The sequence below is a fragment of the Pseudomonas palmensis genome, from assembly GCF_017848315.1.
Classification (GTDB): Bacteria; Pseudomonadota; Gammaproteobacteria; order Pseudomonadales; family Pseudomonadaceae; genus Aquipseudomonas; species Aquipseudomonas palmensis.
Genome location: NZ_JAFKEC010000009.1, coordinates 48,859 through 73,898 on the forward strand (window position 1 = coordinate 48,859; position 25,040 = coordinate 73,898).

The window sequence follows — 25,040 nt, forward strand, 5'->3', positions numbered from 1 at the left end:
CCTTACAGGCCCAGGGCCGAACGTTGTGCCGCGAGCTGGTCGACGCCGTCGATCACGCGCTTCATGCCGATGGGGTCGATCTCGTAGATCAGGCGTCCGCCGACTTCCAGCTTGTAGTAGGTGACGGCGACGGTGTGCTTGACCTCGGCCTTGTCACCGGCCTTCCAATCGCCCATGTCGACTTCCTTGAGCGCGCCGCGCAGGGTCACGATCACCGGGGTGACAGCGCCCTTGAGGCCCTTGAAGGCACCGCGGAAGGTGCCGTTGAACGCAGAACCATCGGCCAGGCCGAAGAACTTCAGCGACTCACGGCGCACGCCGGTAGTGGTGAAGCCGGCTTCCTGCTTCTCCATGCCCATGTCCATCTCGATGGGCATGTCCATGCCGCCCACCCGGTGCTCTTCCATTTTCAGGGTGAGCTTGGGCAGGGTCAGGCTGGTGACATCGCCCTGGAAGCTGGTGCCATCGACGAACAGGTTCAGGTTCGCCAGGGTTTCGGGAATCATTGCCATTGCTAGTGCTCCTTAAGCTGCGTTATCGAGAACTTCGGTCAGCCACTGGTTGGTGACCTCGACGCGGAAGTTGGGGTTTTCGGCCGGTGGTACGTCGGTGAAGCGGATGTTCCAGTACACCTTGCCCTGCTCCAGCTGGCTGGCACTGTTGAGTTCCGGGTCGGCGAACACTTCGAAGTTGATGATCGCGCCCTGGGCCTTGAGGTCGCGCATGAACGCCTGCAGGCCTTCGGTCACGTCCTTGACGTAGGTGGCGGTGATCGAGCGGTCGACTGCCCATTTGTGCCCGTAGAGAATCGCGTCCATCACGATGTCCATGGTGCGCACGCGGGTAACGAAGGCCCACTTCGGGTCGCTGCTCAGGGTGCGGTTGCCCCACAGGCGATAGCCGTCATCGCGGATGATGGTGGTGATGTTGGCGTTGTTGAGCAGGTTGGCGCGGCAGGTCTCGTCGCCATCGAGGAACTCGATGGGGCGGGTGGTGCCGGTGATGCCGACGAACTCCTTGTTCGAGGGCGAGGCCCAGAAGCCGTACTCGTTGTCGGTCCAGGCGAACAGGCCGGCGACCCAGGCCGAGGCCGCTGCATCGACGGTGGCGCTGGTGGTGGTGTCCCAGTACTGCACGCCCGGGTCGACCAGGAAGGCGCGCTTGGCGCCGAAGTTTTCGGCGTAGGCCAGGGCGGCCTCGTCGGTGGTGGCCGGGCCGTCGATGATGGCCAGGCCGCGCAGCTTGTCGGCCAGGGCCACCAGGGCGGTGGCGACGGCTTGAGTTGCGCTGTGCTTTGGAGTGACCAGCAGGCGCGGCTGGGCGTTGAAACGGCTCTTGCCGTCGAGCAGCGCTTGCAGGCCGGTACGCTTGCCGTCGGCCAGCACGCTGCCGATGATGGCCGAGGTCTGCTCGGCGGCGTCGGCCACCTTGGCCACGCCGCAGGCGACGATGACCGCCTTGGCGCGCTGGTAGATGGCCTGGCAGGCACGGGTGATGGCCGCGTCGGCGCCGAAGGCGGCGATGGCTTCACGCTCGCTGGTGATCAGCACCAGGTCGTTGAACTTGGCGCTGGCGGTCGGGCCTTCGGTGAAGGTGTCCACCAGACCGATGATCGAGGACGACGGCAACGCGATGGTGCGTGCGCCGGTGTCGACGTTGGTGACGGTGACGCCGTGAAAGAAACCACTCATGGGTAAACTCCGGGTATGAAAAAGGCCCTGCGGTGCAGGGCCTTGTAAGGTTGGATCGGCAACTATCGGGGTGAACCGGCCGTTGCAGGTACAGGTGCGGTGGCCAAAATCAGGCGAGGAAGTCCCAGGTCAGCGAGATCGCGGCGACAGAGTTGTTCGAGACGGTCCACAGCCCGTAGCCAGCAGGGATAAGCAGTGGGTAGGGTTGGGTGTACTGCCAGTTGTTGCTACTGGCTACTCCGCCCATGATGGCGTGCACCGTCATGTCACCCAGACGAGCAGGTGCCTTGGGACCGCTGTACAGGTTGATGATGCCGCCGCCGGTGCAAATGGTGGCGGTGCGCAGATAGACACCTTCCTTGTTTTCTTCCGGGCTGAAGACTTGAGTCACCGTGGTCGGGTGAGCGTTGAAGAAATGCTTGCCTACTTTTACTGGTTCCATGATTTTTTACCTATCGAGTCGAATGCTGGGTAGCGGAACATTCCGCGTTCATGTCGCTCACAGGCGATGGTTCGAGGCTCGTGGCCTTCATATGATTCAACGTTCCGCAGCGGGAACATTTGATCTGGAGTTCGGTGAACTTGCCTATCCGGGCAAGTAGTCGTTTGCATCTGCCGCATCTGCAATCTTTCAACATCTGCGATGCCTTGTGATTATCTGCTGGAGGGTCTTGAAGAATGAAAAAGCCCCGACAGTGCGGGGCTTCAGGGGGTGATGCTTTCCAACCAGAGCGGCGGTACTGGCCGGTGCTCAGAAACTGGGAACAGCTCCGACTGGGGCCAGTCGCGCAGAGCCTGACGGTACTGCAGCAGCTCGGCGAACTGCTTGATTTGTAGCGTGGTCGCCAACTGCATGTCTTGCTGATCGCGGTGCCGGATGACCACCCACTCAGTAGCAATGACTTGATTATCACGCCATGTCCGCTCTGCGGCCTCAGCTCCATTCGGTTTGAAAGGGGGATCTATTAGATATGGCACCCCATCATCACCGTGCATACGAATCTTGCCTAGGCTGGGGCTTCCCACCACTAAATCGAAAACCTCCGTCGATATCTCAATAGCATCGGCGGGTATTACGGCATGCAGACCTTTGACGTAGCAGTTGCCCGTTGTCGGGCTGTAGAGTCGCGACATTGTTATTTCCCCACTGCAAACCAGAACACCGCATTCGCAACTGTCACGTTTGACGAGTTGTTACAGCGGAATGTGATGCTGTTTTTACTCAAGTTGTCCGGATTAAACAGCACTGAAATACCCGCTGCTGATGTGCCACTGATCGCACCGGTGATGGAAAACAGCTGAGTTGGAAAGGCCATTGGAAACACAAGTGTCTTACTTGCCCCCGCATTCCCCAGGTCCGCCCCCCACTGGAAAACGAAACCACCCAACCATGACGGCAACGCAAGCCAGCCGTTGGGTGTAGCACTGAAACTAACACCCCAACGCAGCTTTTTCGGCGTGACAATCACGTCATCCGCCACGCCTGCATCGACCTGCGCCTGAGTTGCAATCCGGTCAAAGGTCATCAGGCTCGACCAGAAAACCGTCCCGATACGGTCATTCCATTGACCTACCCAATAACGCCGGGACGCCACCGTTGGACCGTTCTCAAACGCGAAGTAGTACGTGGAGTCGCTACGGACGTTAACAGCAACAATACCCAGCAGGTTGTTGGCGCTTTCAGGTGGGCATCCAGGCGTTGCGTTAGGCGCCGCCGCACCGGCGCCCACATAGAACCCCGTCTTACTGTTTCCGCTGAACGTTGCTAGGACAGGCGGGTTATCGGTGCCAACCCCCCAGCTATTGAGCATCTTCAATGCGAGCTGAGCGACCCTTAGCGGGGGCATGATCTTCGCATTGTCGGTGCCTGCTTCAGCTTCGGCCTGGGTTGCCTGTGCTGCTCGCAGTTTCTTGGGCGTGATGATCGTCGTGTCATCCGCGCCGGTGGTGACCTGCGCCTGGGTCGCCACCTTCGCCCAACCAAATTTACTTTCCGTCGCCTGAGTGACCACCTTAGCAATCGCTTGGAACACCCGCAGCGGCGTCATAACATTGGTGTCGTCAGTGCCAGCCTCTGCCTCCGGCTGCGTGGCTCTTATCGTGAGCGACTGCACTAGGTCATTCACCTGCGTCTTGGTGTACACGTCCGTCAACCCGTAACCCGCCACTGTGGTTGGGTTCGTCGCGGCGACCACTCGGCCATAGGCGTCGACCTGTACGCTACGGTAAGTACCAGCGGCCACCCCGGTGCGGCCGAATGCCATCCCGTAGTTCAAGGCAGTCACGCCCAAGGTAATCGGCGCATCAGTCAGCAGTTGCCATGCGCTGTCGGCGTTTACCGTCCCGCGCTCGACCAGCACCAACATGCCCGGCGTCACCTTCGCACTGGCATCGGCATCGGTGCAGCGTGTCCAGGCGCCCCCTGCCACCACCAGATACAAGCCATTGTCCTTGGCAACGGCCTGATTCTTCACGAGCACCCGCGCCCCGGCCGTCAGCGCAACGCCGTCCACCGTCTGAAGGCCGCTCAAAGTGATGGCGGCGGTCGTCGCGGCCAGCACCGAGTGCTTGAAGTCCTGCCGTGCCAGTTCCTCGGTGACCCATTCCCGCGTGGCCAGCACCACGCTCGGGTCGATCTTGAGCACGACATTGCTGGCGCTGCTGACCACCAGGTTCATGCGCACCACCTGGGTACGGCCCGAGCCCTGGTTGAGCAACGGCTTGTAGGTAGGCGCACAGTTGGCCACCGCCACCAGGTCGCCGTCGGCGTCGTACAGCCCAACTTCGCGAATCCAGCGACCGCCGATCTCGGCCGGAATCACCTGCTCGGCGACGATGACCGCACTGTCCTTTTCGTCGACCTTGAGCTGGTTCAGCGGCGCCCGCCGCCACTCGTTGAGCAGGCTGGTCCAGCTCGCGTCGGGCATTGGCAGCGGCGGGTTGTCCAGCCCTGCCGGACTGGCGTCACCGACGGCCATGTGTGTGATTTTCCAAGGAATGCCCAGGGCATCCGCATTGGCCTGTTTCGCGGCCCCCACCTTGGTCAGGATCGCGTAGAACTGGGAGTTCTGATCAACCATTAGTAAATGTCCAGATAGTCAATGGTGTGTTCTCGCCCACCACGCCCGATGGCCCCCATGACCGTGAGGTCGGCCGGCGCAGGCGGGTAGATGTCAAGTTCGTCGCCGTCTTGCAGCGCGGCGCCGAGGTAAAGCGAGCCGGCGGTTTCCAGGCTGATGACCAGGCCACTCAGGTGTCGGCTGACGGGCCTGGCGTCGTCGATCAGCCAGGTCAGTTCCTGGTACGTCTGTTCGCTGATCCCCGCCTCGGACACGCCGATCTTCAGCGCGAACGTGCCGGGCACCGCCGGGGGCGTGGCCTTGAACCACTCGATCACTTCGATCAAATAACCAAACGGCTCCACCACGCGGCGCAATGCGCCGATCGTGCCCTTGTGGGCATGCACGTAGAACGAGGAGCGAATCACCGAGCGCTTGATCGCCTCGGGCCAGGTGTCGTCCCAACGGTCCACCGACCAGGCCCAGGCCAGCTGGTACAACAGGTTCGCCGGGCAGGTATCGGGGTTGTACAGGGTGCGCAGGGTGACCTTGAGGTCTTCGCTGGAGGCCGCCTCGACGGCCCGTTCCAGCGGCGTGCTGTTGAGCGGCAGGAGGCTGTGCATGTCAGCCCCCCCGCGTCAGTTCGAACCCGGTGCACCAGGCCGCCTGCGCCTTGCTCGGGCGGATGTCGGTCCAGTTGCGCAGCTCCACCCGGCTCACACCGGCGATGTGCAGTTGCGCATCGATGGCCGAGCGCGAAACCTCCACGCCCAGGCGTCGCCGAGGGTTGACCCAGGCTTGCAGGCGCCGCTGGCACTCGGCCAGGGTCGCTTCGTTCTCCGGCCCCGTCCCGGCCATGTAGAGCACGGCATCGATGCGATAAGGAATCACCTCGGCACTGCGCACTTCCAGGCGGTCCGCCACCGGGCGTACATCGTCGTCGTTGAGATAGGCGGCCACTTCGGCCAGCAACTGCGCACTGGCGATGCCGTCCTCCTCCAGGCTCAGCACCGTCACCTCCACCACTGCCGGTGACGGGCTTTCTGCAGAGGCATCGGCCACCTGCCCCGAGGCATTGCGTGCATGCAGGATGTAGCTGTTGCGCGGGCCGGCGGTGGTCAGGCCCTCGTACACCAGTTGCACCCGCTCGCGCAGTGCATCGTCTTCCTCAAGCACTTCGAGGGTCGGTGGCACACTGTTCGCGTCTTCGGCCTGTACCACCAGCCGCTTGAGCTGCACGTTGGCTGCCAGCTGGTCCAGGTCGCTGCCCTGGGCATAGGCCAGCAGCAGCGCCTTGGCGGCATCGTTGACCCGCGCCCGATTGAGCAGCTTGCGGTACGCGCCCACCTCCAGCAGTTTGGTCACCGGGTCGCTTTCCAGCAGCGCGTCCCAGTTCTCGCCCATGTGCGACCGAAAGGCCGCCAGGTCATCCTGGAAGATGTCCTCGAAGTCGAGGTCTTCCAGCACCTGCGGCGCGGGCAGCGCCGACAGTTCCACGTTGCTCATGCCGTTATCTCCAGCAGTTGGCTGTCACCCAGGTACTGCCCGCTCAGCTGCAGGCTGATCTGCCCGCCCACTACCGCCACCACGCGCACCCGCTGCAATTTCAGGCGTGGTTCCCAGCGGGTCAGGGCGCGGGCGACCTCGGCCTGCACCGCACTCTTCCAGCCCTCGTTGACTGGCAGGTCGACGAAACGGCGCAGCTTGCTGCCGTAGTCGGGGCGCATGCGCCGGCTGCCCAGCGGGGTGGTGAGGATGTCTTCGATGGACTGGCGCAGGTGCCCGATGCCGGACAGCGTCTGCCCGCCGTGGCGGCTCATGCCGATCATCGCGGTACCTCCCTGGCCTGAATGCATTCACTAGCCATGTTGTCTCCAGGCATAAAAAAGCCCGCGTCGGCGGGCGGGGTTCAGTGCTTGTGATTGGCGGTGTTGCCGCCGGTGTCGATGATTTTGCCGGCCCCCAGAATGTCACCGGTCACGCGCAGGCCACCGTTGATGCTCACCTCACCGGTCAGGGCAATGTTGGCGGCGTTCAGGGTGATTGCGTTGTCGGTGACCAGCAGCGAGCTGCCGGCCACCTTGAGGCTGACGGTGCCACCGGGCAGCTCGATGCTGTAGCTGCGGGCCTGCCAGTCGTAGACCAGCGAGCCACCGTCATCGAAGCGCCATACCTCGACGTGCTCGCGGTTGTCGGGTGGCGCGCCGGCATTGCCGTACAGGCCCGGTACGAAGGTACCCTGCGCCGGCTCACCGCTGGGGCTGAGCAGTGCGCCCTGCTCGTTCAGGCTCGGCGCACGCCAGTGGCGGGCCTTGCCTGCCGCGTGGCTGTGCCAGCGCACCCAGGCGCTGGTCCAGCCGGCGCCATCGGAGACCCGTACCCGCGCTGCTGCCAGGTCGATGCCGACCACCCGACATGGAATGACCAACGCCGCCAGCATGCGGTCATGCATGGAGCTGGCGTAACTCATGCCATGTCCTCCGGTGCCTGGTAGCTGTCCTTGTGCGCGGGCCCTGTGTCCGGGCTGAAGGCGAACAGCAGCGAACCGGGTGGCTGGTCTGGCCAGGGCCACTGCAGGTCGCCAAGATAAACGGGCTGCTGCCATTGCACCCGCCATTCCAGGGTGCCGGGTACTTCGGCAGGTATGGCCGTCTGCGCCTTCACATTGAGGGTCGCCGCGACGAAATCCACGCCCCAGAACTGCTTGTGCAGCACAAGCGTTGATTTCGCCGCCAATGTGGCGGCTTGCAGGGCTGCGTGTTGCTGCTGTGCATCCACCAGGATGCGTGCCTCGAAACGCGCCAGGATGCACAAGCGTCCATCGCCGGGGTCAACGCTTGCCTCCATAGCGGTGATAGTGTGACACAGTGCCGGTTGCGGAGTGTGCTCGTTGACTGCGCTGAACGCTTCAACCGTCGCGAAATCAGGTACACCCGCCTGGAATGTTGCGGTAATGGCCTGGCTCAATAGCTTGAGTTCGTTCACAAGCCCTCCTTTCGTGTCTTCTTCGACAAGCCGCCCACTGCGGTTGCAGCAGGCGTTGCGTTCACTGCGGCGACTACGGCTCGAACCAGCCGGTCGGCGCAATCCGACCCTCGGAGCGCTTGGCTGCCAGCGTGCCGGCATTCTTGAAGTTGAAGGTCTGCGGGTACAGGAACGCCAGCGATACGCCACCGAACACGAAGCTGCGCGAGCCGCTGTTGTCCTTCAGGTCGTAATTGGTACGTACATCGTGGTTTCCGCTGTCGGGCGAGAAGTACTCGGCGTAGTCACCGGTGGCAGAGGTGCTCATGACGCACCTGGAGTCCATTCGAACGCCGGTAGCCAAGGGTGCGATATACCCGGAGCAGTCCATCAAGGTGCCGACAGGGCCTGGACTTGCACCGGGCGTTTCGGGTCGTAGCAGGTAAATGCCTCTGGACACCACCTCGGTGCCGGTGTCGTAGATGTTGCGCACCTCATGGGTGTCCAGATAGAACGACGCCAGGTAGCAGAAATGTGCGAACCCGGGGGGCGCGGGCAACAAAAATGCGCCGAAGGACAGCGCCCCTATATTGTCGAGCGTAAGGGTGGTTGCAGTGTTAGCGACGACGGTCGCTACCCGGCCGGACCACTGCCCGCCCTCACTGATGACCAGGCACTGCACACCGGCAAGATTGTTGTCGGCCATCCAGTCGTAGCTTTTTTCAGCGATATCGTGGGTACCCTCGCCGGCCTTGTTCAGCGTGATCACGTTGCCGCTGATACTGCCCACGCGCAGGAACGGCATGGTTTTCACCACGGCACTGGCGTCACCTTCATTGGCACAGGCAAACGCGGCGTACCAGCTCTCTTTGCAGTTGCTGCGTTCGGCACCGAGACCGGCTGGCGCCACGCTGGCGACCTTGTCAGCCATCGCGAAGGTCGGAACCATGCCCCGTGTGTATTGGCCGCGAAAGCGAAAACCGCCCATCGCAACAAAACTCCTGCTCAGCCTGACCGACGTGGCAGAGCCGTAGATCACCGCGTCGCGCGGCCCCTGGGCCAGGGTTAGGCCGACGTAGCCGGCATTCTCGTACAAGCGGGTGTTATCAGACATAGGTTTCTCCGGACATGAAAAAGCCGCTGCAAGCGGCTTTCGATAGTGTTTGCGACGATCATTGCTCCTGGTCGCGCTCACGCAGGTCGCGATGCAGTGGCGCATCCGATGGCAGGGGCGGCACGCCCTGTGCCACACCCAGCCGCTTCGCAGCCCAGCGCTCGTAAAGCCCGATGGCCACGTCGGCGCCCGCCATGGCGGTCAGGCAACCAAAGGCTGCGGCGCTCCAGATCGACAGCCCGCTGGCATACAGCAGCATCACGGTCGATACGCCGCAGACCATGCAGGCCCCGGAGCGCAGCAGCAGTCGCCTGAACAGGCCCCAGCCGCGGGCGCCCTCCTTGTCTGCGCGCCACATCTCACCAGACAGACCGCCCAGCAATGCCAGGACGATCACCAGCCAGATCGGCATTTCCAGCAACGTCTGTTGCTCGTTTGTCATGCTCGTGCTCCCTTGTTGAACAGCCGATCACTCGGCATTCCAAAAAGCCCGGTCGCCCAGGCTTTTCAGTAATGCGTTGTCGGACCGCCGGCCACTGCTGGTGCGCCGTGCGATCCCGCCTCAAATTGTTCCTCCGACCGCGGCCGCCTGCCCGCCGGATAACTGCTTACGGTGCTTTACGCTGCACACCTGGGTCAGTTGCCAACCCTCTGAACAGTTCAGGCCTGTTCATCGCTGCCTTTGCCACTGCCGGTGTCTGACCGGCTTGAGACAAAGGTTATGCATCAATGCATATGCAGTCAATGCATTTTTGGAAATATTTATGCATCTGATTTTGCAATAACGCATGAAAGCCTTGCCCTGCTTGCGCTGCAGTGCTGTCTTGAGGGGTAGATTTTTTGCAGGAACCGGCCTTGCCGGTGAAGGATTCGGTGGGATTGCCGCAAATATTTGGTGCGATCATTCGCCGGCAAGGCCGTCCCCTGCAGGCATTTGCAGGCACAAAAAAACCCGCCGAGGCGGGTTTGATGTAGCGACAGAACCTAGCGGGCGTACATGCCCCACCAGAACACATGCCCGAGGATGCTGATCTGCTCCTCCTGCATCTGCTGGAAGGTGTAGTCCTCGTCCGGGTGCTCGTCGCGGTTGAAGCTGCGCAGGCGGATACCCGTGGGCAGGCGATACAGCTGTTTCACGCGCAACTGGCCATTGTGGTTGATGGCATACAGGTCGCCGTCGACAATGTCGCCGATGCCGCTCTTGCCCGCATTCACCCCCACCGTGGCACCATCACGCAGCACCGGCAGCATGCTGTTGCCGCGCACCGTCACGCACTTGGCCTGGTCAAACTGCACGCCGTTGTGACGCAGGCTGCGCTTGCCGAAGCGCAGGCTGGCCTTCTCGCTTTCCTCGATGACGAATCGTCCTGATCCTGCTGCCAACTCGACCTCACGAAGAAACGGAATGGACACCTCGTCGTCCTCGACGGGGGTGTCGTCATCCCACAGGCTGATGTCCTGCAGCTGCACGTCGGCGCGCGGCGCGTTCGCCGGGCGGGTATCGCCCAGGTCGGCACGGCCGCGCAACTGATCGGTGCTCACGCCGAAGTACTCGGCGATCTTCGACACATGCTTGTCCGAAGGATCGACGATCTTCTCGCTGAGAATCCGCGACAGGGTGGATTGGGGCACGCCGGTGCGACGGTGAAGCTCCGTGGGGGAGATCCCGTGGCGGTCGAGCAATGCTCTCAAGACGGTAGCTACGTTGCGTTTTTGCATAACGTGCATAGTACCCATCTCGTGCGCAAATGCAAATTCAAATATGCATTAACACAATGCCAGGGGCAAAAGGTCGCTGCGCAGCGTTAGGCCCGGCAACGGGGAAAAAATCCCTGTACCATTGCCCGCTGCCTTTGGTCTAAACGACACTGCGAGCCAAGTTTCTGTAATGAGCGATCTTTCCGCACACACCCCGATGATGCAGCAGTACTGGAAGCTGAAGAACCAGCACCCGGACCAGCTGATGTTCTACCGCATGGGCGATTTCTACGAGATCTTCTACGAAGACGCGAAGAAGGCCGCCAAACTGCTGGATATCACCCTGACCGCCCGCGGGCAGTCGGCGGGCCAGTCGATCCCCATGTGCGGTATCCCCTACCACGCCGCCGAAGGCTACCTGGCCAAGCTGGTGAAGCTGGGCGAATCGGTGGTGATCTGCGAGCAGATCGGCGACCCGGCCACCAGCAAGGGCCCGGTGGAACGCCAGGTGGTGCGCATCATCACCCCAGGCACGGTCAGCGACGAAGCCCTGCTCGACGAGCGCCGCGACAACCTGATCGCCGCCGTACTGGGTGACGAACGCCTGTTCGGCCTGGCCGTGCTGGATATCACCAGCGGCAACTTCACCGTGCAGGAGTTCAAGGGCTGGGAAAACCTGCTGGCCGAGCTCGAGCGGGTCAACCCCGTGGAGCTGCTGATCCCCGACGACTGGCCCCAGGGCCTGCCCGCCGAGAAGCGCCGTGGCTCGCGCCGCCGCGCACCATGGGACTTCGACCGTGACTCGGCGCGCAAGAGCCTGTGCCAGCAGTTCGCAACCCAGGACCTCAAGGGCTTCGGCTGCGAGAAGCTGACCCTGGCCATCGGCGCCGCCGGCTGCCTGCTCGCCTACGCCAAGGAAACCCAGCGCACCGCCCTGCCGCACCTGCGCAGCCTCAAGCACGAGCGGCTGGACGACACCGTGGTGCTCGACGGCGCCAGCCGGCGCAACCTGGAGCTGGACGTCAACCTGGCCGGGGGCCGCGACAACACTCTGCAATCGGTGATCGACCGCTGTCAGACCGCCATGGGCAGCCGCCTGCTGACCCGCTGGCTGAACCGGCCGCTGCGTGACCTGAAGGTGCTGCAGGCCCGCCAGAGCTCGATTCGCTGCCTACTCGACGGCTACCGCTTCGAGAAGCTGCAACCGCAACTGAAGGACATCGGCGATATCGAGCGGATTCTCGCCCGTATCGGCCTGCGCAATGCTCGCCCACGGGACCTGGCGCGCCTGCGCGACGCGCTTGGCGCGCTGCCTGAACTGCAGAACGCCATGGCCGAGCTGGAGGCACCGCATCTGGCGCGCCTGGCGGCCATCGCCGGTACCTACCCGGAACTGGCCGACCTGCTGCAGAAGGCGATCATCGACAACCCGCCTGCGGTGATCCGTGATGGCGGCGTGCTCAAGGTCGGCTATGACGCCGAGCTCGACGACCTGCTGTCGATGAGCGAGAACGCCGGGCAGTTCCTGATCGACCTCGAAGCCCGCGAAAAGGCCCGCACGGGCCTTGCCAACCTCAAGGTCGGCTACAACCGCGTGCATGGCTACTTCATCGAGCTGCCGAGCAAGCAGGCCGAACAGGCGCCGGCCGATTACATCCGCCGCCAGACCCTCAAGGGCGCCGAGCGCTTCATCACCCCCGAGCTCAAGACGTTCGAAGACAAGGCGCTGTCGGCCAAGAGCCGCGCCCTGGCGCGCGAGAAGATGCTCTACGATGCGTTGCTCGAAACCCTGATCGGCCACCTGGCCCCGCTGCAGGACACCGCCGCGGCGCTGGCCGAACTGGATGTGGTCAGCAACCTGGCCGAGCGTGCGCTGAACCTTGACCTCAACTGCCCGACATTCGTCGACGAACCGTGCATGCGCATCAGCCAGGGTCGCCACCCGGTGGTCGAGCAGGTGTTGACCACGCCGTTCGTGGCCAACGACCTGGGCCTGGACGACAACACGCGCATGCTGGTGATCACCGGCCCGAACATGGGTGGTAAGTCCACCTACATGCGCCAGACCGCACTGATCGTGCTGCTGGCGCATATCGGCAGCTTCGTGCCGGCCGCCAGCTGCGAGCTGTCGCTGGTGGACCGCATCTTCACCCGTATCGGTTCCAGCGACGACCTGGCCGGCGGGCGCTCTACCTTCATGGTGGAGATGAGCGAAACCGCCAACATCCTGCACAACGCCACCGAACGCAGCCTGGTGCTGATGGACGAAGTGGGCCGCGGCACCAGTACCTTCGACGGCCTCTCGCTGGCCTGGGCCGCCGCCGAGCGCCTGGCCCAGCTGCGCGCCTACACGCTGTTTGCCACGCACTACTTCGAACTGACCGTGCTGCCCGAAAGCGAGCCGCTGGTGGCCAACGTGCACCTGAACGCTACCGAGCACAACGAACGCATCGTGTTCCTGCACCATGTGCTGCCAGGGCCTGCCAGCCAGAGCTACGGCCTGGCAGTGGCACAACTGGCAGGCGTGCCGGCACCGGTGATCCAGCGAGCCCGCGAGCACCTGGGCCGCCTGGAAACCAACAGCCTGCCCCACGAAACCGCGCCAGCAAGCCCGGGAGCGCCCAGCACGCCGCACCAGAGCGACCTGTTCGCCAGCCTGCCGCATCCGGTGATCGAGAAGATCGGCAAGCTCGACGTGGACAACCTGACGCCACGCCAAGCTATCGAAATGCTCTATACACTAAAGACTCTGTTATAACGCCCCATCGCACAAACTGATAGAATCCCGCGCGGTTCGGCGGGGCAGCGAGTTATTAGCCTGGCTCGCTGCCGACCTACCGAACCGAGCGGCCCTGTCTGGAAGGGAACGCTGCCGTCGCCTGAGGAGAAAATTAGAAATGACCTTCGTCGTCACCGACAACTGCATCAAGTGCAAGTACACCGACTGTGTAGAAGTCTGTCCGGTGGACTGCTTCTACGAAGGCCCGAACTTCCTGGTCATTCACCCGGATGAGTGCATCGACTGTGCACTGTGCGAGCCTGAGTGCCCCGCCGTTGCGATCTTCTCGGAAGATGAAGTGCCGGCCGGCATGGAAAACTTCATCGAGCTCAACGCCGAGCTGGCCGAAATCTGGCCGAACATCACCGAGAAGAAGGATTCGATGCCAGACGCTGCAGAGTGGGATGGCAAGCCGGGCAAGATTGCAGATCTGGAGCGTTGATCGACGCCGGATCAATGAAAAAGGCCCTTCGGGGCCTTTTTTATGTTCGCTGCAGGGCCACCCACTTTTTCGCAGGCAAAAAAAAGGGGCGGTATGACCCGCCCACATTTTTTTCCGTAGTCCCTGTATTCCCTATCATCATCCTGATGAATCGCATCCCGCGATGTCCTTGGCGCTCATCCTTGAGAACCTGTGTCAGTCCGTAGACACAGTTCAGATACTATCCCCTGCAGCCGGCAGAGCAACTGGTAAAAGCTCTCAAAAAAAGTCCGGAAGGTGACGCCACCTCACAATAAACTCTTTCAATATCAATTGGTTAGACAAAATACCACGTCAAAACCGACTGGAATTTACACCCGCTTGATATAAAGGCTTACGGATCTTGTAAGCGATAACCTACAAATCCAATAACAATACGCAACCGGGAAAGGTTGCCGCCGTGGTATCGGTGTTTCTGCGCGTGTCTGAGCGCTTGAGACAGCCACGAACAAAAACGCCTCGACTGGGTCGAGGCGCCTTTTCACAGCCGTCGCAGTTACTGGAACAGCGACTCGCTGGACAGACCGTTCTTCTCCAGGATCTCCCGCAGCCGCTTGAGGCCCTCCACCTGGATCTGACGTACCCGCTCCCGCGTAAGACCAATCTCCAGGCCGACATCCTCCAGGGTGCTGCTCTCATGCCCGCGCAGGCCAAAGCGGCGAATCACCACCTCACGCTGCTTGTCGGTCAGTTCGCTCAGCCACAGGTCGATGCTCTGGGACAGGTCGTCGTCCTGCAACAGCTCGCAAGGGTCGGTGGGACGATCGTCGGTGAGGGTATCGAGCAGGGTCTTGTCCGAGTCCGGGCCCAGTGAAACGTCCACCGAAGACACGCGCTCGTTCAGGCCGAGCATGCGCTTGACCTCGCCTACGGGTTTTTCCAGCAGGTTGGCGATCTCTTCCGGTGACGGCTCGTGATCGAGTTTCTGGGTCAGCTCGCGTGCTGCACGCAGGTAGACGTTCAGTTCCTTGACCACATGGATCGGCAGGCGAATGGTGCGCGTCTGGTTCATGATGGCGCGTTCGATGGTCTGCCGGATCCACCAGGTGGCGTAGGTCGAGAAACGGAACCCACGCTCGGGGTCGAACTTCTCGACTGCGCGAATCAGGCCCAGGTTGCCCTCTTCGATCAGGTCGAGCAGCGATAGACCGCGGTTGACGTAGCGGCGCGCAATCTTCACCACCAGGCGCAGGTTGCTTTCGATCATGCGTTTGCGCCCGGCAGGGTCGCCACTTTGCGACAAACGCGCAAAATGAACTTCTTCTTCCGGGGAAAGCAGGGGCGAAAAGCCGATTTCGTTGAGGTAGAGCTGAGTTGCATCAAGTGCTCGAGTGTAATCGATGTACTTGTGCTGTTTGAGCGGTGAGCCTTGTTTGGCCCGGGTCCGAACCGGAGATACAGCAGGTTCGTCTGACACCACATCCGTTTCCAAAACGATGCCGGTTTCCATAAGGAGCACCTCATCGTCGATGTCAAACTCCGGCACTTCTTTACTGAGAGCCATTGTTATAGTCCTTTGCTGAGTTCGAACTCAGACTCAAGCGGCGCCTTTATCCTTGGCAACGCTGAGCCTGTCCCCACTACGCGAAGGAACAGGCCGGGTACATGCTTATCAACGACGTGGCAGGAATTGCAACGGATCTACAGGTTTGCCCTGGCGGCGAATCTCGAAGTGAAGCTTCACCCGGTCGGTGCCCGTGGACCCCATTTCGGCAATTGTCTGCCCAACCTTGACCTGCTGTCCCTCCCGAACCAACAGCCTGCGGTTGTGACCGTAGGCACTGACGTAGGTATCGCTGTGCTTGATGATTACCAGTTCACCGTAGCCCCGCAAGCCACTTCCGGCGTACACAACGGAACCATCCGACGCAGCAAAAACAGGCTGTCCCAAATCACCGGCGATATCAATGCCTTTATTCAAACTACCGTTTGAAGCGAATTTTCCAATCAGCACACCGTTGGCCGGCCATGCCCAGCCACCGGCCGAACGCTCCGAAGCCGGCACCTGGACGGGGGTGGTGGCGACGACGGGCGGCGCGCTGGTACCGCCTGGAGACGTGGTTTTTGCCGGTGCCGGGGTACCTGCCGGACGACGGGTGACCGTGGTCTTGCTGGAGGGCGAGGTGGAGGTGACCACCCGCGAGCCGCTGCTGGTAGCCGTGCCGGAGCCGAAGCGGATCGCCTGGCCGGGCCGGATGGTATAGGGCGCCGGGATACCGTTGCGCGCAGCGAGCTCCTTGTAGTCCCAGCCGTAGCGAAAGGCAATCGAGAACAGCGTATCGCCCGGGCGAACCACGTACTGCCCCGTAGTGACCACCGGGCGCTTGGGCGCGGCGCTGTTGCGGTCGACCACCCGCACGCTGCTCGAAGATGAACTGGAACACCCTGAAACCAGGGTTCCCAAGGCGAGTGCAATCACCAGAAGCTTTAAGCTCGATAGACCCATGCGCTGCCGAATGACTGTGTGACTCACCCGCCGCTCCCTTATGTGGTGACCGATGTAGGAATGCAATATTGTTGCAATTATAACCGAGCGCACAGGCAATGCAGATCAACTGCTTGCCAGGTTGTGCGATCGTTCAAGAAACCGCACGCCCCATAGACCCGGCAATGCACCGGGAATTCGACGCCCGCGAAAAAAATCGACTCAGCTCAATGTTCCATTGAGCAACGGCACGAAGCGTACGTCACACAGTTTGCGCCGCGAGAAGCCCTGTTCTTCGCGCACGATCAACAGCAATTGCTGTGTCTCGCCACTGGCGCCCACCGGTATCACCATGCGCCCGCCCGGTGCCAGCTGGTCGAGCAAGGCCTGGGGCACTTCGGGTGCGCCGGCGGTGACGATGATGCCATTGTAGGGGGCCAGTGCCGGCCATCCCTCGAAACCGTCGCCCCAGCGGAACACCTGGTTGCGCAGGTTCAACTCGACCAGCCGTTCCTTGGCGCGGTCCTGCAGGGGCTTGATGCGCTCTACCGAGAACACCCGCTCCACCAGCCTGGACAGCACTGCTGTCTGGTAGCCAGACCCGGTGCCGATCTCCAGCACCTTGTCCAGCGGACCGTCCTCCAGCAGCACCTCGCTCATGTACGCGACCATGAACGGCTGCGAGATGGTCTGGTTGTTGCCGATGGGCAGGGCGGTATCTTCATACGCACGGTGCGACAGCGCCTCGTCGACGAACATGTGCCGCGGGATGTTGCGCAAGGCCTCGAGCACCCGCTGGTCCTTGATGCCTTCCTCGATCAAACGCTGGATCAGCCGTTCACGGGTTCGCTGCGAAGTAAAACCGATACCATGGCGCATCAGATCCTCCGGCTCTCGCATCAGAGCAGCCCCTCCAGCCAACCCTCGAGACGGTCGAAGGCATCGTTGAAGGTGCGGTCAAGCTGTAGCGGGGTGATCGAGACATAGCCCTGCATCACCGCGTGAAAATCGGTACCCGGGCCGCCATCCTCGGCGTCGCCGGCCACCGCGATCCAGTAGCCTTCCTTGCCGCGCGGGTTGACCACCTTGGTCGGCGCCGCCGCACGTGCACGATGCCCCAGGCGTGTCAGCTGGATGCCACGGATGTGCTCCAGCGGCAGGTTGGGAATGTTCACATTGAGTACGGTGCGCGGTGGCAGCTCAAGGCTTGCATGCGCCTCGACCAGCTTGCGCGCGAAATAGGCGGCAGTGGGCAGGTTGTCCGGCAGGCGCGAGAGCAGCGAGAAGGCAAACGAGGTGCCCCCCAGGAATCGACCTTCCAGCGCCGCGGCGACCGTGCCCGAGTACAGCACGTCATCGCCCAGGTTGGCGCCCAGGTTGATACCCGAGACGACCATGTCCGGCGGATGCTCCAGCAGCCCGTTCAGGCCCAGGTGCACGCAATCGGTCGGTGTGCCGTTGAGGCTGATGTAGCCGTTGGCCAGGGTCTGCGGATGCAGCGGGCGGTCGAGCGTCAGCGAACTGCTGGCGCCGCTCTTGTCCTGGTCCGGGGCAATCACCACGCACTCGGCATAATCCGCCAGCGCAGCATGCAGCGCGGCGAGACCGGGTGCGGTGACCCCGTCGTCGTTCGAAATCAGAATACGCATGGGCTGTCCGTCTGCCCTGCCGGCACCAGATCGACGAGTTCGCGCACCACCACGGTGGCGAAGCATCCGGCCGGAAGGACGAATTCCAGTTGCAGGATATCAGGCTCGGGATAATGCCACGTCAAGCCGCCAATGGGCAGCCGCAGAATGCGCCGTTCCTGTTTGAGGTTGGCATTGCCCAGCCATTGGCACAGGGCTGCCTCCTGTTCGGCCACGCGTTGCTCGATCGCACCGCCTGCCCCACTGGTGGCCGGCAGGCCCTCGCCCCACAGCGGCCCGGTAGGGTGCAGGTCGAGTATTGCCAGGCGCGGATCGCTGCACTCGGCCTCGCCCGCCGCGAAAAAGCTGCGGCTGTCGGTGAACGCCAGCAGGTCGCCGACCTGAGCCTGTTGCCAGCTGCCATCGGCAACCCGCTCGGCCAACACCCGGTTGAACAGGTAGCTGCGTGCGCTGGACAGCAGCCGCGAGCGCACATTGCGCTGCTCGGGCAGGGCCTTGCGCTCGGCCCACTGGCGCGCATCGTGCACGTTGCCGCCCGCAAAGCCGAAGCGCTGGCTGCCGAAGTAGTTGGGCACGCCTTGTATGCGCAATTGCTCGAGGCGCGCGTCCAGGGCCTGGTGATCGGCGCTGAGCGCTGTGAGGCGCAGGGTGAAGCCGTTGGCCGAGTGCGCGCCACGCTGGAGTTTGCGCGAGTGGCGGGTGTGTCTGAGGATGCTCAGGGTTTCGTTTTCAGCCGCGCTCAGGTCAGGGTCGGCCTTGCCCGGCAGGTGCAGGCTGAACCATTGGCGAGTCAGCGCCTGACGGTCCTTGAGGCCGGCATAGCTCACGGTGCGCAGCGGTACGCCGGCGGCGCGGGCCAGGCGGCGGGCGGCCTCCTCGGTATTGAGGTCGCGTTTCTCGACCCACAGCCACAAGTGCTCGCCTTCACCCGACAGGGGAATGTCGAGCACTTCATCGACCTGGAAATCTTCGGCCGTGGCCTTGAGGATGGCGCTGCCCAGCGCCGGCCCGGCTGCCTGCGGGCCGAGCAGTTCGAGTTCGGTCATGCGCGCAGCAACAACGCGACGGCGTGAACGGCGATGCCTTCTTCACGGCCGGTGAAGCCGAGCTTCTCTTCGGTGGTGGCCTTGACGTTGACCTGGTCGAGCTCGACCTGCAGGTCCTGGGCGATCAAGGTACGCATGGTTTCGATGTGCGCGGCCATCCGGGGTGCCTGGGCCACGATGGTGGCGTCGACGTTGCCCACCTTCCAGCCCTTGGCATGGATGATCGACAGGATGTGGCGCAGCAGCACGCGGCTGTCGGCGCCCTTGAACTGCGGGTCGGTATCGGGGAAATGCTTGCCGATGTCACCCAGCGCGGCGGCGCCCAGCAGTGCATCGCTCAGCGCGTGCAGCAGCACATCGCCGTCGGAATGGGCCAGCAGGCCGAACTTGTGCGCAATGCGCACCCCACCCAAGGTGATGAAATCGCCTTCCGCGAAGCGGTGCACATCGTAGCCGTGGCCAATACGCATAAAAAAACGCCCTGATTGAGTCAGGGCGTGATTCTACCTGCTTTGCCGGGGGTTTGGCTTATTTGTAGGACTAGCCCTACGCCCGCCCCAGTGCCGCCGCATGATGGCGCAGGTGGTCATCGATGAAGCTGGCGATGAAGTAGTAGCTGTGGCCGTAGCCAGGCTGCAGGCGCAACGTCAGCGGGTAGCCAGCCGCCTGCGCGGCCTGGGCCAGCACTTCGGGCTTGAGCTGGGTTTGCAGGAAGTCGTCGCGATCGCCCTGGTCGACCAGCAGCGGCAGCGTTTCCTGCGCCTGCGCGATCAGCACGCTGGCATCCCATTCGCGCCAGCGCGAACGCTCCTCGCCCAGGTAGCGACTGAACGCCTTCTGGCCCCACGGGCAGTCCATCGGGTTGCCGATGGGCGAGAACGCCGACACCGACACATAGCGCCCGGGGTTGCGCAAGGCACACACCAGCGCGCCGTGCCCACCCATGGAGTGACCGCTGATGCTGCGCGCAGCGGAGGCCGGGAAATGCGCCTCCACCAGTGCCGGCAGCTCATCCACCACGTAGTCGTGCATGCGGTAGTGCTCGGCCCACGGCTGTTCGGTGGCATTGAGGTAGAACCCCGCGCCCAGGCCGAAGTCCCAGGCGCCGTCCGGGTCGTCCGGTACCTGTGGCCCGCGCGGGCTGGTGTCCGGCGCCACGATGATCAGGCCGAGCTCGGCGGCAAGCTTGTGCGCGCCGGCCTTCTGCATGAAGTTCTCGTCGGTGCAGGTCAGCCCGCTCAGCCAGTACAGCACCGGCAGCTTGCCGCCCTGCTCCGCCTGCGGCGGCAGGTACACGGCAAACACCATGTCGCACCCCAGCACGCTGGAGCGGTGCCGGTAGCGCTTGTGCCAGCCGCCGAAGCTCTTCTGGCAGGAGATGTTTTCCAGGCTCATGGCAGACCTCAGAAGTGGATGACGCTGCGGATGCTCTTGCCTTCATGCATCAGGTCGAAGGCCTTGTTGATGTCTTCCAGGCCCATGGTGTGGGTAATGAAGGTGTCCAGCGGGATCTCGCCCTGCTCGGCCATGTCCACATAGCTTGGCAGCTCGGTGCGACCACGCACGCCACCGAATGCCGAGCCGCGCCAGACGCGGCCGGTGACAAGCTGGAACGGACGCGTTGCGATCTCCTGGCCGGCACCGGCGACGCCGATGATCACCGACTCGCCCCAGCCCTTGTGGCAGCACTCCAGGGCCGCACGCATCAGTTGCACGTTGCCGATGCACTCGAACGAGAAGTCCACGCCGCCATCGGTCAGGTCCACGATCACTTCCTGGATCGGGCGATCGTAGTCCTTGGGGTTGATGCAGTCGGTGGCACCCAGCTGGCGTGCGATCTCGAACTTGGCCGGGTTGATGTCGATGGCGATGATGCGGCTGGCCTTGGCCTTGACCGCACCGATCACGGCCGACAGGCCGATGCCGCCCAGGCCGAAGATGGCCACGGTGTCACCCGGCTTGACCTTGGCGGTATTGAGTACCGCACCGATGCCGGTGGTCACGCCGCAACCAAGCAGGCACACCTTCTCCAGCGGGGCCTCTTTCTGGATCTTGGCCACGGAAATTTCCGGCAGCACGGTGTATTCGGAAAAGGTCGAGGTGCCCATGTAGTGGAACAGCGGCTGACCCTTGTAGGCAAAACGCGTGGTGCCGTCGGGCATCAGGCCCTTGCCCTGGGTCGCGCGGATGGCCTGGCACAGGTTGGTCTTGCCCGACTTGCAGAACTTGCACTGGCGACATTCCGGGGTGTAGAGCGGGATCACGTGATCGCCCACCGCCACCGAGGTCACGCCCTCACCGATGGCCTCGACGATGGCGCCGCCTTCATGGCCCAGGATGGACGGGAAGATGCCTTCCGGGTCGGCGCCCGACAGCGTGTAGGCGTCGGTGTGGCAGACGCCGCTGGCGATCACGCGCAACAGCACTTCGCCGGCCTTGGGCATGGCCACGTCGACTTCGACGATCTCCAGCGGTTTCTTGGCTTCGAAAGCAACGGCAGCACGGGACTTGATCATCAAGGTTCTCCACAAAGGTTTCAGTTCAGGCGTGAAGTGTAATTCATCGTCTTTTGATTAATAATCGAGCCAAACACAAAACATTATTGCCATGCAGGGATAATCGATGAGCAGCCGCTGGGAAGGGATCGACGAATTCGTCGCGGTGGCCGAATCGGGCCAGTTCACTGCGGCAGCCGAGCGCCTGGGGGTATCGTCGTCGCACGTGAGCCGTGCGGTGGCGCGCCTGGAAGATCGCCTGCAGACGCGCCTTTTGTACCGCAGCACGCGCAAGGTGACTTTGAGCGAGGCCGGGCAGACCTTTCTTCAGCACTGCCAGCGCCTGCAGGATGGCCGCGAAGAGGCCCTGCGCGCCATAGGCGACCTGACCAGCGAGCCCAAGGGGCTGCTGCGCATGACCTGTGCGGTGGCCTATGGCGAGCGCTTCATCGTGCCGCTGGTCACCCGCTTCATGGCGCAGTACCCGCAGTTGCGGGTGGACATCGAGCTGACCAACCGCACCCTCGACCTGCTGCACGAAGGCATGGACATGGCGATTCGCCTGGGTCGGTTGCAGGAGTCACGCCTGGTGGCGGCACGCCTGGCCCCACGGCGCATGTACCTGTGCGCCTCGCCAGCGTACCTGGAGCGCTATGGGCGGCCCCACAGCGTGTCGGAGCTGGCGCGGCACAACTGCCTGATCGGCAGCACGGATATCTGGGCCTTGCAGCAGGAGGGCCGGGAAATCAGTCAGCGGGTGCAGGGCAACTGGCGCTGCAACAGCGGGCAGGCGGTGCTGGATGCGGCGCTGCAGGGGATGGGCCTGTGCCAGTTGCCGGACTACTACGTGCTGGAGCATCTGGGCAGTGGCGCGCTGGTGTCGCTGCTTGAAGCGCATCAGCCGCCGAATACGGCGGTGTGGGCGTTGTACCCGCAACAGCGGCACCTGTCGCCGAAGGTGCGCAAGCTGGTGGATTATCTGAGGGAGAAGTTGGGACAGCTGCCTGAGTACCGCAGCGTGTAGAAAACGTCGCGGGCTCCCACAGGCAGTTCACCCGCCCTTGAACGTACTGCAGTCCCTTGTGCAAGGCTGGCTTGCCAGAGAATGGGCCACCGCGGTCAATTGCCGCGATTGGCCCAGCGCTGCCTCAGCCACTCCAGGTCTTCCGGTCGCGTCACCTTGATATTGTCGTTGCGCCCTTCGACCAGCCGCGGCGCCTGCCCCGACCATTCGATGGCCGACGCCTCGTCGGTGATAGCCACGTCCGCCACCAGGCTGTCTGCCAGCGCACGGTGCAATGCCCCCAGGCGGAACATCTGCGGGGTGTACGCCTGCCACACCGTGCTGCGGTCGATGGTGGCGCTTACCCGCCCGTTGGCATCGGCACGCTTGAGCGTGTCGCGCGCCGGCACCGCCAGCAGCCCGCCCACCGGATCATTCGCCAGCTCGCCCAGCAGGCGGTCGAGATCGTCGCGCGCCAGGTTCGGCCGCGCCGCATCGTGCACCAGCACCCAGTCGTTGTCGGCCGCGCCCTGGGCATGCAGCAGCAGCAAGGCGTTGAGCACCGAATCGGCACGCTCGCGCCCACCTGCCGCACGCTGGATGCGCGTATCGCTGGCGCAGGCCAGGCCCGGCCAGTAAGGGTCGTCGGCAGCAATGCTGACCACCACGCCCTTGAGGCATGGATGGTCGAGAAAACAGTCGAGGCTATGCTCGAGAATCGTCCGCCCGCCCAGTTGCAGGTACTGCTTGGGACGGTCGGCCGCCATGCGGGCACCAACACCCGCGGCAGGAATCACTGCCCAGAAGGCAGGCAGGGACGCCGTCATTGGGCCAACTGGTAGAGGGTTTCACCCTCCTTGACCATACCCAGCTCATGACGAGCGCGTTCTTCGACGGTTTCCATACCTTTCTTCAACTCCAGCACTTCGGCATCAAGCACGCGATTACGCTCCAGCAGACGCTCGTTTTCAGCGTGCTGGTCGGCGATCTGCTGCTTGAGGTCGGCAACCTGGGCCAGGCTGCCGTTGCCCACCCACAGACGGTACTGCAGGCCACCCAGCAACAGGAGCAAGACGAGGAACAACCAATAGGGACTACGCATCAGGGTATCCACTGGAAAAAGGCCGCCCGTGCACAAGGGGCTGATGGCACGAAGCCTGACCGAAGCCAGGCTTTGTGGGGAAAGCACTTGCTGCACAGGGTTGCTGAAAGATTAGCTGCGTCTTTCAGCCTCACACTGCGGCCTTTTTACCATCTCTGGCTTAGCCGCGAAACTCGCCGCGACCACGGTACACAGCCTTGCTGCCCAGTTGCTCTTCGATACGCAGCAATTGGTTGTACTTGGAGACGCGGTCGGAGCGGCACAGCGAACCGGTCTTGATCTGGCCGGCAGCGGTACCCACGGCCAGGTCGGCAATGGTCGAATCTTCGGTTTCGCCCGAACGGTGCGAGATCACCGCGGTGTAACCGGCGGCCTTGGCCATCTGGATGGCTTCCAGGGTTTCGGTCAGGGTGCCGATCTGGTTGAACTTGATCAGGATCGAGTTGGCGATCTTCTTGTCGATGCCTTCCTTCAGGATCTTGGTGTTGGTCACGAACAGGTCGTCACCGACCAGTTGCACCTTGTCGCCGATCTTGTCGGTCAGGATCTTCCAGCCAGCCCAGTCGGACTCGTCCAGGCCGTCTTCGATCGAGATGATCGGGAAACGCTCGGTCAGGCCCTTGAGGTAGTCGGCAAAACCGGCTGCATCGAACGACTTGCCTTCACCGGACAGGTTGTACTTGCCGTCCTCGTAGAACTCGCTGGCCGCACAGTCCAGCGCCAGGGTCACGTCGGTGCCCAGGGTGTAGCCGGCGTTGGCGATGGCTTCGGCGATGGCCGACAGCGCGTCTTCGTTGGAAGCCAGGTTAGGTGCGAAACCACCCTCGTCACCCACGGCGGTGTTCAGGCCACGGGCCTTCAGTACTGCCTTGAGGTGGTGGAAGATCTCGGTGCCCATGCGCAGCGCGTCGGAGAAGGTCTTGGCGCCGACCGGCTGCACCATGAACTCCTGGATGTCGACGTTGTTGTCGGCGTGCTCGCCGCCGTTGATGATGTTCATCATCGGGACCGGCATCGAGTACTGGCCAGGGGTGCCATTGAGGTTTGCGATGTGCGCGTACAGCGGCAGGTCCTGGTCCTGTGCAGCGGCCTTGGCGGCAGCCAGGGACACGGCGAGGATGGCGTTGGCGCCCAGGTTGCCTTTGTTTTCAGTACCGTCGAGCTTGATCATCGCCAGATCGAGCGCTTTCTGCTCGACCGGGTCCTTGCCCAGCAGCAGGTCGCGGATCGGGCCGTTGATGTTGGCGACGGCCTTCAGTACGCCCTTGCCCATGTAACGGCTCTTGTCGCCATCACGCAGCTCCAGCGCTTCGCGCGAGCCAGTGGAAGCACCCGACGGCGCACAGGCGCTGCCGATGATGCCGTTGTCGAGCAGTACGTCCGCTTCGACGGTAGGGTTACCGCGCGAATCGAGAACTTCACGACCTTTGATGTCGACGATTTTTGCCATTGTTGTAAGCACTCCAGAATTGACGAAAACAACGCAGCTGAGAAAAAAACCGGGTCCGTCACAGGCGGTCGGCGCACGGGCAGG

Annotated in this window: 28 protein-coding genes; 3 read left to right on the forward strand and 25 right to left on the reverse strand. The window is 62.8% G+C overall.

The annotated features are described in order from the left end of the window. Nucleotides 1–2 precede the first annotated feature (2 nt). The 14 genes from JZZ72_RS07835 to JZZ72_RS07900 all read right to left on the reverse strand — a co-directional run bounded on the left by JZZ72_RS07835 (nucleotide 3) and on the right by JZZ72_RS07900 (nucleotide 10,547). Entirely contained in the window at nucleotides 3–512 is a 510-nt protein-coding gene (locus JZZ72_RS07835) for a phage major tail tube protein (protein ID WP_043864278.1), read from the reverse strand. A 12-nt stretch (nucleotides 513–524) separates the two neighbouring features. Beyond that, nucleotides 525–1,691 (reverse strand): phage tail sheath subtilisin-like domain-containing protein, encoded by a 1,167-nt coding sequence (locus JZZ72_RS07840; RefSeq protein ID WP_043864279.1) that lies wholly within the window; start codon nucleotides 1,689–1,691, stop codon nucleotides 525–527. 109 nt (nucleotides 1,692–1,800) lie between these two features. After that, nucleotides 1,801–2,133 (reverse strand): hypothetical protein, encoded by a 333-nt coding sequence (locus tag JZZ72_RS07845; RefSeq protein WP_088514470.1) that lies wholly within the window; start codon nucleotides 2,131–2,133, stop codon nucleotides 1,801–1,803. 10 nt (nucleotides 2,134–2,143) lie between these two features. Beyond that, complete coding sequence (locus JZZ72_RS07850) at nucleotides 2,144–2,329, reverse strand: Com family DNA-binding transcriptional regulator (protein ID WP_196932111.1); 186 nt, start codon at nucleotides 2,327–2,329, stop codon at nucleotides 2,144–2,146. Between the two features lie 67 nt (nucleotides 2,330–2,396). Beyond that, nucleotides 2,397–2,825, reverse strand: coding sequence for a phage tail assembly chaperone (locus JZZ72_RS07855; RefSeq protein WP_196932110.1), 429 nt, complete (start codon nucleotides 2,823–2,825; stop codon nucleotides 2,397–2,399). Between the two features lie 2 nt (nucleotides 2,826–2,827). Continuing rightward, nucleotides 2,828–4,771 (reverse strand): phage tail protein, encoded by a 1,944-nt coding sequence (locus tag JZZ72_RS07860; RefSeq protein WP_196932109.1) that lies wholly within the window; start codon nucleotides 4,769–4,771, stop codon nucleotides 2,828–2,830. Continuing rightward, nucleotides 4,771–5,373, reverse strand: a complete 603-nt coding sequence (locus tag JZZ72_RS07865) for a phage tail protein I (protein WP_054914988.1) — start codon at nucleotides 5,371–5,373, stop codon at nucleotides 4,771–4,773. The genes JZZ72_RS07860 and JZZ72_RS07865 overlap by 1 nt, the downstream gene beginning before the upstream one ends. Nucleotide 5,374: 1 nt before the next feature. Further along, nucleotides 5,375–6,256, reverse strand: a complete 882-nt coding sequence (locus JZZ72_RS07870) for a baseplate assembly protein (protein ID WP_043864284.1) — start codon at nucleotides 6,254–6,256, stop codon at nucleotides 5,375–5,377. Further along, complete coding sequence (locus JZZ72_RS07875; protein ID WP_043864285.1) at nucleotides 6,253–6,579, reverse strand: GPW/gp25 family protein; 327 nt, start codon at nucleotides 6,577–6,579, stop codon at nucleotides 6,253–6,255. Before JZZ72_RS07875 ends, JZZ72_RS07870 begins: the two co-directional genes overlap by 4 nt. Before the next feature lie 80 nt (nucleotides 6,580–6,659). Then, nucleotides 6,660–7,220 carry a phage baseplate assembly protein V gene (locus JZZ72_RS07880; RefSeq protein WP_043864286.1) on the reverse strand — a complete coding sequence of 187 codons (561 nt, stop codon included), beginning with the start codon at nucleotides 7,218–7,220 and terminating at the stop codon, nucleotides 6,660–6,662. Further along, nucleotides 7,217–7,735 carry a hypothetical protein gene (locus JZZ72_RS07885; protein ID WP_100633084.1) on the reverse strand — a complete coding sequence of 173 codons (519 nt, stop codon included), beginning with the start codon at nucleotides 7,733–7,735 and terminating at the stop codon, nucleotides 7,217–7,219. Before JZZ72_RS07885 ends, JZZ72_RS07880 begins: the two co-directional genes overlap by 4 nt. A gap of 73 nt (nucleotides 7,736–7,808) precedes the next feature. Next, nucleotides 7,809–8,828, reverse strand: a complete 1,020-nt coding sequence (locus JZZ72_RS07890) for a hypothetical protein (RefSeq protein WP_146094991.1) — start codon at nucleotides 8,826–8,828, stop codon at nucleotides 7,809–7,811. 58 nt (nucleotides 8,829–8,886) lie between these two features. Further along, nucleotides 8,887–9,270, reverse strand: coding sequence for a phage holin family protein (locus JZZ72_RS07895; protein WP_210014260.1), 384 nt, complete (start codon nucleotides 9,268–9,270; stop codon nucleotides 8,887–8,889). A gap of 542 nt (nucleotides 9,271–9,812) precedes the next feature. Next, nucleotides 9,813–10,547, reverse strand: coding sequence for a LexA family transcriptional regulator (locus JZZ72_RS07900; protein ID WP_078480062.1), 735 nt, complete (start codon nucleotides 10,545–10,547; stop codon nucleotides 9,813–9,815). Nucleotides 10,548–10,716: 169 nt separating this feature from the next. Between JZZ72_RS07900 and mutS the strand changes: the two genes are divergently transcribed. Both mutS and fdxA read left to right on the forward strand, forming a co-directional pair. Continuing rightward, nucleotides 10,717–13,284: a DNA mismatch repair protein MutS gene (gene mutS / locus JZZ72_RS07905; protein ID WP_054914991.1), complete on the forward strand. Its 2,568-nt coding sequence runs from the start codon at nucleotides 10,717–10,719 to the stop codon at nucleotides 13,282–13,284. Between the two features lie 139 nt (nucleotides 13,285–13,423). Then, nucleotides 13,424–13,747 carry a ferredoxin FdxA gene (fdxA, locus tag JZZ72_RS07910; protein ID WP_043863281.1) on the forward strand — a complete coding sequence of 108 codons (324 nt, stop codon included), beginning with the start codon at nucleotides 13,424–13,426 and terminating at the stop codon, nucleotides 13,745–13,747. Nucleotides 13,748–14,282: 535 nt separating this feature from the next. Here fdxA and rpoS read toward each other — a convergent pair. From rpoS to JZZ72_RS07950, 8 genes are all read right to left on the reverse strand, one after another. After that, nucleotides 14,283–15,290: an RNA polymerase sigma factor RpoS gene (gene rpoS, locus JZZ72_RS07915; protein ID WP_054914992.1), complete on the reverse strand. Its 1,008-nt coding sequence runs from the start codon at nucleotides 15,288–15,290 to the stop codon at nucleotides 14,283–14,285. A 108-nt stretch (nucleotides 15,291–15,398) separates the two neighbouring features. After that, the gene (locus JZZ72_RS07920) at nucleotides 15,399–16,259 is read right to left on the reverse strand and encodes a peptidoglycan DD-metalloendopeptidase family protein (protein ID WP_043863279.1); all 861 of its coding nucleotides are present in this window, start codon (nucleotides 16,257–16,259) and stop codon (nucleotides 15,399–15,401) included. A 174-nt stretch (nucleotides 16,260–16,433) separates the two neighbouring features. Beyond that, nucleotides 16,434–17,111: a protein-L-isoaspartate(D-aspartate) O-methyltransferase gene (locus tag JZZ72_RS07925; RefSeq protein WP_162484879.1), complete on the reverse strand. Its 678-nt coding sequence runs from the start codon at nucleotides 17,109–17,111 to the stop codon at nucleotides 16,434–16,436. After that, complete coding sequence (surE, locus tag JZZ72_RS07930; protein ID WP_043863278.1) at nucleotides 17,111–17,860, reverse strand: 5'/3'-nucleotidase SurE; 750 nt, start codon at nucleotides 17,858–17,860, stop codon at nucleotides 17,111–17,113. The genes JZZ72_RS07925 and surE overlap by 1 nt, the downstream gene beginning before the upstream one ends. Beyond that, a complete protein-coding gene (truD, locus tag JZZ72_RS07935) occupies nucleotides 17,848–18,906 on the reverse strand; it encodes a tRNA pseudouridine(13) synthase TruD (RefSeq protein ID WP_043863277.1) in 1,059 nt (352 codons plus the stop codon). The genes surE and truD overlap by 13 nt, the downstream gene beginning before the upstream one ends. Further along, nucleotides 18,903–19,376, reverse strand: a complete 474-nt coding sequence (gene ispF / locus JZZ72_RS07940) for a 2-C-methyl-D-erythritol 2,4-cyclodiphosphate synthase (protein WP_043863276.1) — start codon at nucleotides 19,374–19,376, stop codon at nucleotides 18,903–18,905. The genes truD and ispF overlap by 4 nt, the downstream gene beginning before the upstream one ends. A gap of 76 nt (nucleotides 19,377–19,452) precedes the next feature. Then, on the reverse strand, nucleotides 19,453–20,301 hold the full coding sequence (gene fghA / locus JZZ72_RS07945; protein ID WP_210014261.1) for an S-formylglutathione hydrolase: 849 nt from the start codon (nucleotides 20,299–20,301) through the stop codon (nucleotides 19,453–19,455). A gap of 8 nt (nucleotides 20,302–20,309) precedes the next feature. Further along, nucleotides 20,310–21,422 (reverse strand): S-(hydroxymethyl)glutathione dehydrogenase/class III alcohol dehydrogenase, encoded by a 1,113-nt coding sequence (locus tag JZZ72_RS07950; RefSeq protein ID WP_210014262.1) that lies wholly within the window; start codon nucleotides 21,420–21,422, stop codon nucleotides 20,310–20,312. Between the two features lie 106 nt (nucleotides 21,423–21,528). Here JZZ72_RS07950 and JZZ72_RS07955 point away from each other — a divergent pair, with 106 nt between their 5' ends. After that, the gene (locus tag JZZ72_RS07955; protein ID WP_043863273.1) at nucleotides 21,529–22,425 is read left to right on the forward strand and encodes a LysR substrate-binding domain-containing protein; all 897 of its coding nucleotides are present in this window, start codon (nucleotides 21,529–21,531) and stop codon (nucleotides 22,423–22,425) included. A gap of 95 nt (nucleotides 22,426–22,520) precedes the next feature. On the opposite strand, the gene ispD is transcribed toward JZZ72_RS07955, so the two are convergent. The 3 genes from ispD to eno all read right to left on the reverse strand — a co-directional run bounded on the left by ispD (nucleotide 22,521) and on the right by eno (nucleotide 24,956). Further along, nucleotides 22,521–23,231 (reverse strand): 2-C-methyl-D-erythritol 4-phosphate cytidylyltransferase, encoded by a 711-nt coding sequence (ispD, locus tag JZZ72_RS07960; protein ID WP_054914996.1) that lies wholly within the window; start codon nucleotides 23,229–23,231, stop codon nucleotides 22,521–22,523. Beyond that, the gene (ftsB, locus tag JZZ72_RS07965; protein ID WP_043863271.1) at nucleotides 23,228–23,506 is read right to left on the reverse strand and encodes a cell division protein FtsB; all 279 of its coding nucleotides are present in this window, start codon (nucleotides 23,504–23,506) and stop codon (nucleotides 23,228–23,230) included. The genes ispD and ftsB overlap by 4 nt, the downstream gene beginning before the upstream one ends. A gap of 160 nt (nucleotides 23,507–23,666) precedes the next feature. Further along, nucleotides 23,667–24,956, reverse strand: coding sequence for a phosphopyruvate hydratase (gene eno, locus JZZ72_RS07970; RefSeq protein ID WP_043863270.1), 1,290 nt, complete (start codon nucleotides 24,954–24,956; stop codon nucleotides 23,667–23,669). Between the last annotated feature and the right edge of the window lie 84 nt (nucleotides 24,957–25,040).

Excerpts from the sequence above, each read along its gene's own strand:
- JZZ72_RS07835 (WP_043864278.1), bottom strand. The coding sequence starts at position 512 with ATGGCAATGATTCCCGAAACCCTGGCGAACCTGAACCTGTTCGTCGAT.
- JZZ72_RS07840 (WP_043864279.1), bottom strand. The coding sequence starts at position 1,691 with ATGAGTGGTTTCTTTCACGGCGTCACCGTCACCAACGTCGACACCGGC.
- JZZ72_RS07845 (WP_088514470.1), bottom strand. The coding sequence starts at position 2,133 with ATGGAACCAGTAAAAGTAGGCAAGCATTTCTTCAACGCTCACCCGACC.
- JZZ72_RS07850 (WP_196932111.1), bottom strand. The coding sequence starts at position 2,329 with ATGTTGAAAGATTGCAGATGCGGCAGATGCAAACGACTACTTGCCCGG.
- JZZ72_RS07855 (WP_196932110.1), bottom strand. The coding sequence starts at position 2,825 with ATGTCGCGACTCTACAGCCCGACAACGGGCAACTGCTACGTCAAAGGT.
- JZZ72_RS07860 (WP_196932109.1), bottom strand. The coding sequence starts at position 4,771 with ATGGTTGATCAGAACTCCCAGTTCTACGCGATCCTGACCAAGGTGGGG.
- JZZ72_RS07865 (WP_054914988.1), bottom strand. The coding sequence starts at position 5,373 with ATGCACAGCCTCCTGCCGCTCAACAGCACGCCGCTGGAACGGGCCGTC.
- JZZ72_RS07870 (WP_043864284.1), bottom strand. The coding sequence starts at position 6,256 with ATGAGCAACGTGGAACTGTCGGCGCTGCCCGCGCCGCAGGTGCTGGAA.
- JZZ72_RS07875 (WP_043864285.1), bottom strand. The coding sequence starts at position 6,579 with ATGATCGGCATGAGCCGCCACGGCGGGCAGACGCTGTCCGGCATCGGG.
- JZZ72_RS07880 (WP_043864286.1), bottom strand. The coding sequence starts at position 7,220 with ATGAGTTACGCCAGCTCCATGCATGACCGCATGCTGGCGGCGTTGGTC.
- JZZ72_RS07890 (WP_146094991.1), bottom strand. The coding sequence starts at position 8,828 with ATGTCTGATAACACCCGCTTGTACGAGAATGCCGGCTACGTCGGCCTA.
- JZZ72_RS07895 (WP_210014260.1), bottom strand. The coding sequence starts at position 9,270 with ATGACAAACGAGCAACAGACGTTGCTGGAAATGCCGATCTGGCTGGTG.
- JZZ72_RS07900 (WP_078480062.1), bottom strand. The coding sequence starts at position 10,547 with ATGCAAAAACGCAACGTAGCTACCGTCTTGAGAGCATTGCTCGACCGC.
- mutS (WP_054914991.1), top strand. The coding sequence starts at position 10,717 with ATGAGCGATCTTTCCGCACACACCCCGATGATGCAGCAGTACTGGAAG.
- fdxA (WP_043863281.1), top strand. The coding sequence starts at position 13,424 with ATGACCTTCGTCGTCACCGACAACTGCATCAAGTGCAAGTACACCGAC.
- rpoS (WP_054914992.1), bottom strand. The coding sequence starts at position 15,290 with ATGGCTCTCAGTAAAGAAGTGCCGGAGTTTGACATCGACGATGAGGTG.
- JZZ72_RS07925 (WP_162484879.1), bottom strand. The coding sequence starts at position 17,111 with ATGCGAGAGCCGGAGGATCTGATGCGCCATGGTATCGGTTTTACTTCG.
- surE (WP_043863278.1), bottom strand. The coding sequence starts at position 17,860 with ATGCGTATTCTGATTTCGAACGACGACGGGGTCACCGCACCCGGTCTC.
- truD (WP_043863277.1), bottom strand. The coding sequence starts at position 18,906 with ATGACCGAACTCGAACTGCTCGGCCCGCAGGCAGCCGGGCCGGCGCTG.
- ispF (WP_043863276.1), bottom strand. The coding sequence starts at position 19,376 with ATGCGTATTGGCCACGGCTACGATGTGCACCGCTTCGCGGAAGGCGAT.
- fghA (WP_210014261.1), bottom strand. The coding sequence starts at position 20,301 with ATGAGCCTGGAAAACATCTCCTGCCAGAAGAGCTTCGGCGGCTGGCAC.
- JZZ72_RS07950 (WP_210014262.1), bottom strand. The coding sequence starts at position 21,422 with ATGATCAAGTCCCGTGCTGCCGTTGCTTTCGAAGCCAAGAAACCGCTG.
- JZZ72_RS07955 (WP_043863273.1), top strand. The coding sequence starts at position 21,529 with ATGAGCAGCCGCTGGGAAGGGATCGACGAATTCGTCGCGGTGGCCGAA.
- ispD (WP_054914996.1), bottom strand. The coding sequence starts at position 23,231 with ATGACGGCGTCCCTGCCTGCCTTCTGGGCAGTGATTCCTGCCGCGGGT.
- ftsB (WP_043863271.1), bottom strand. The coding sequence starts at position 23,506 with ATGCGTAGTCCCTATTGGTTGTTCCTCGTCTTGCTCCTGTTGCTGGGT.
- eno (WP_043863270.1), bottom strand. The coding sequence starts at position 24,956 with ATGGCAAAAATCGTCGACATCAAAGGTCGTGAAGTTCTCGATTCGCGC.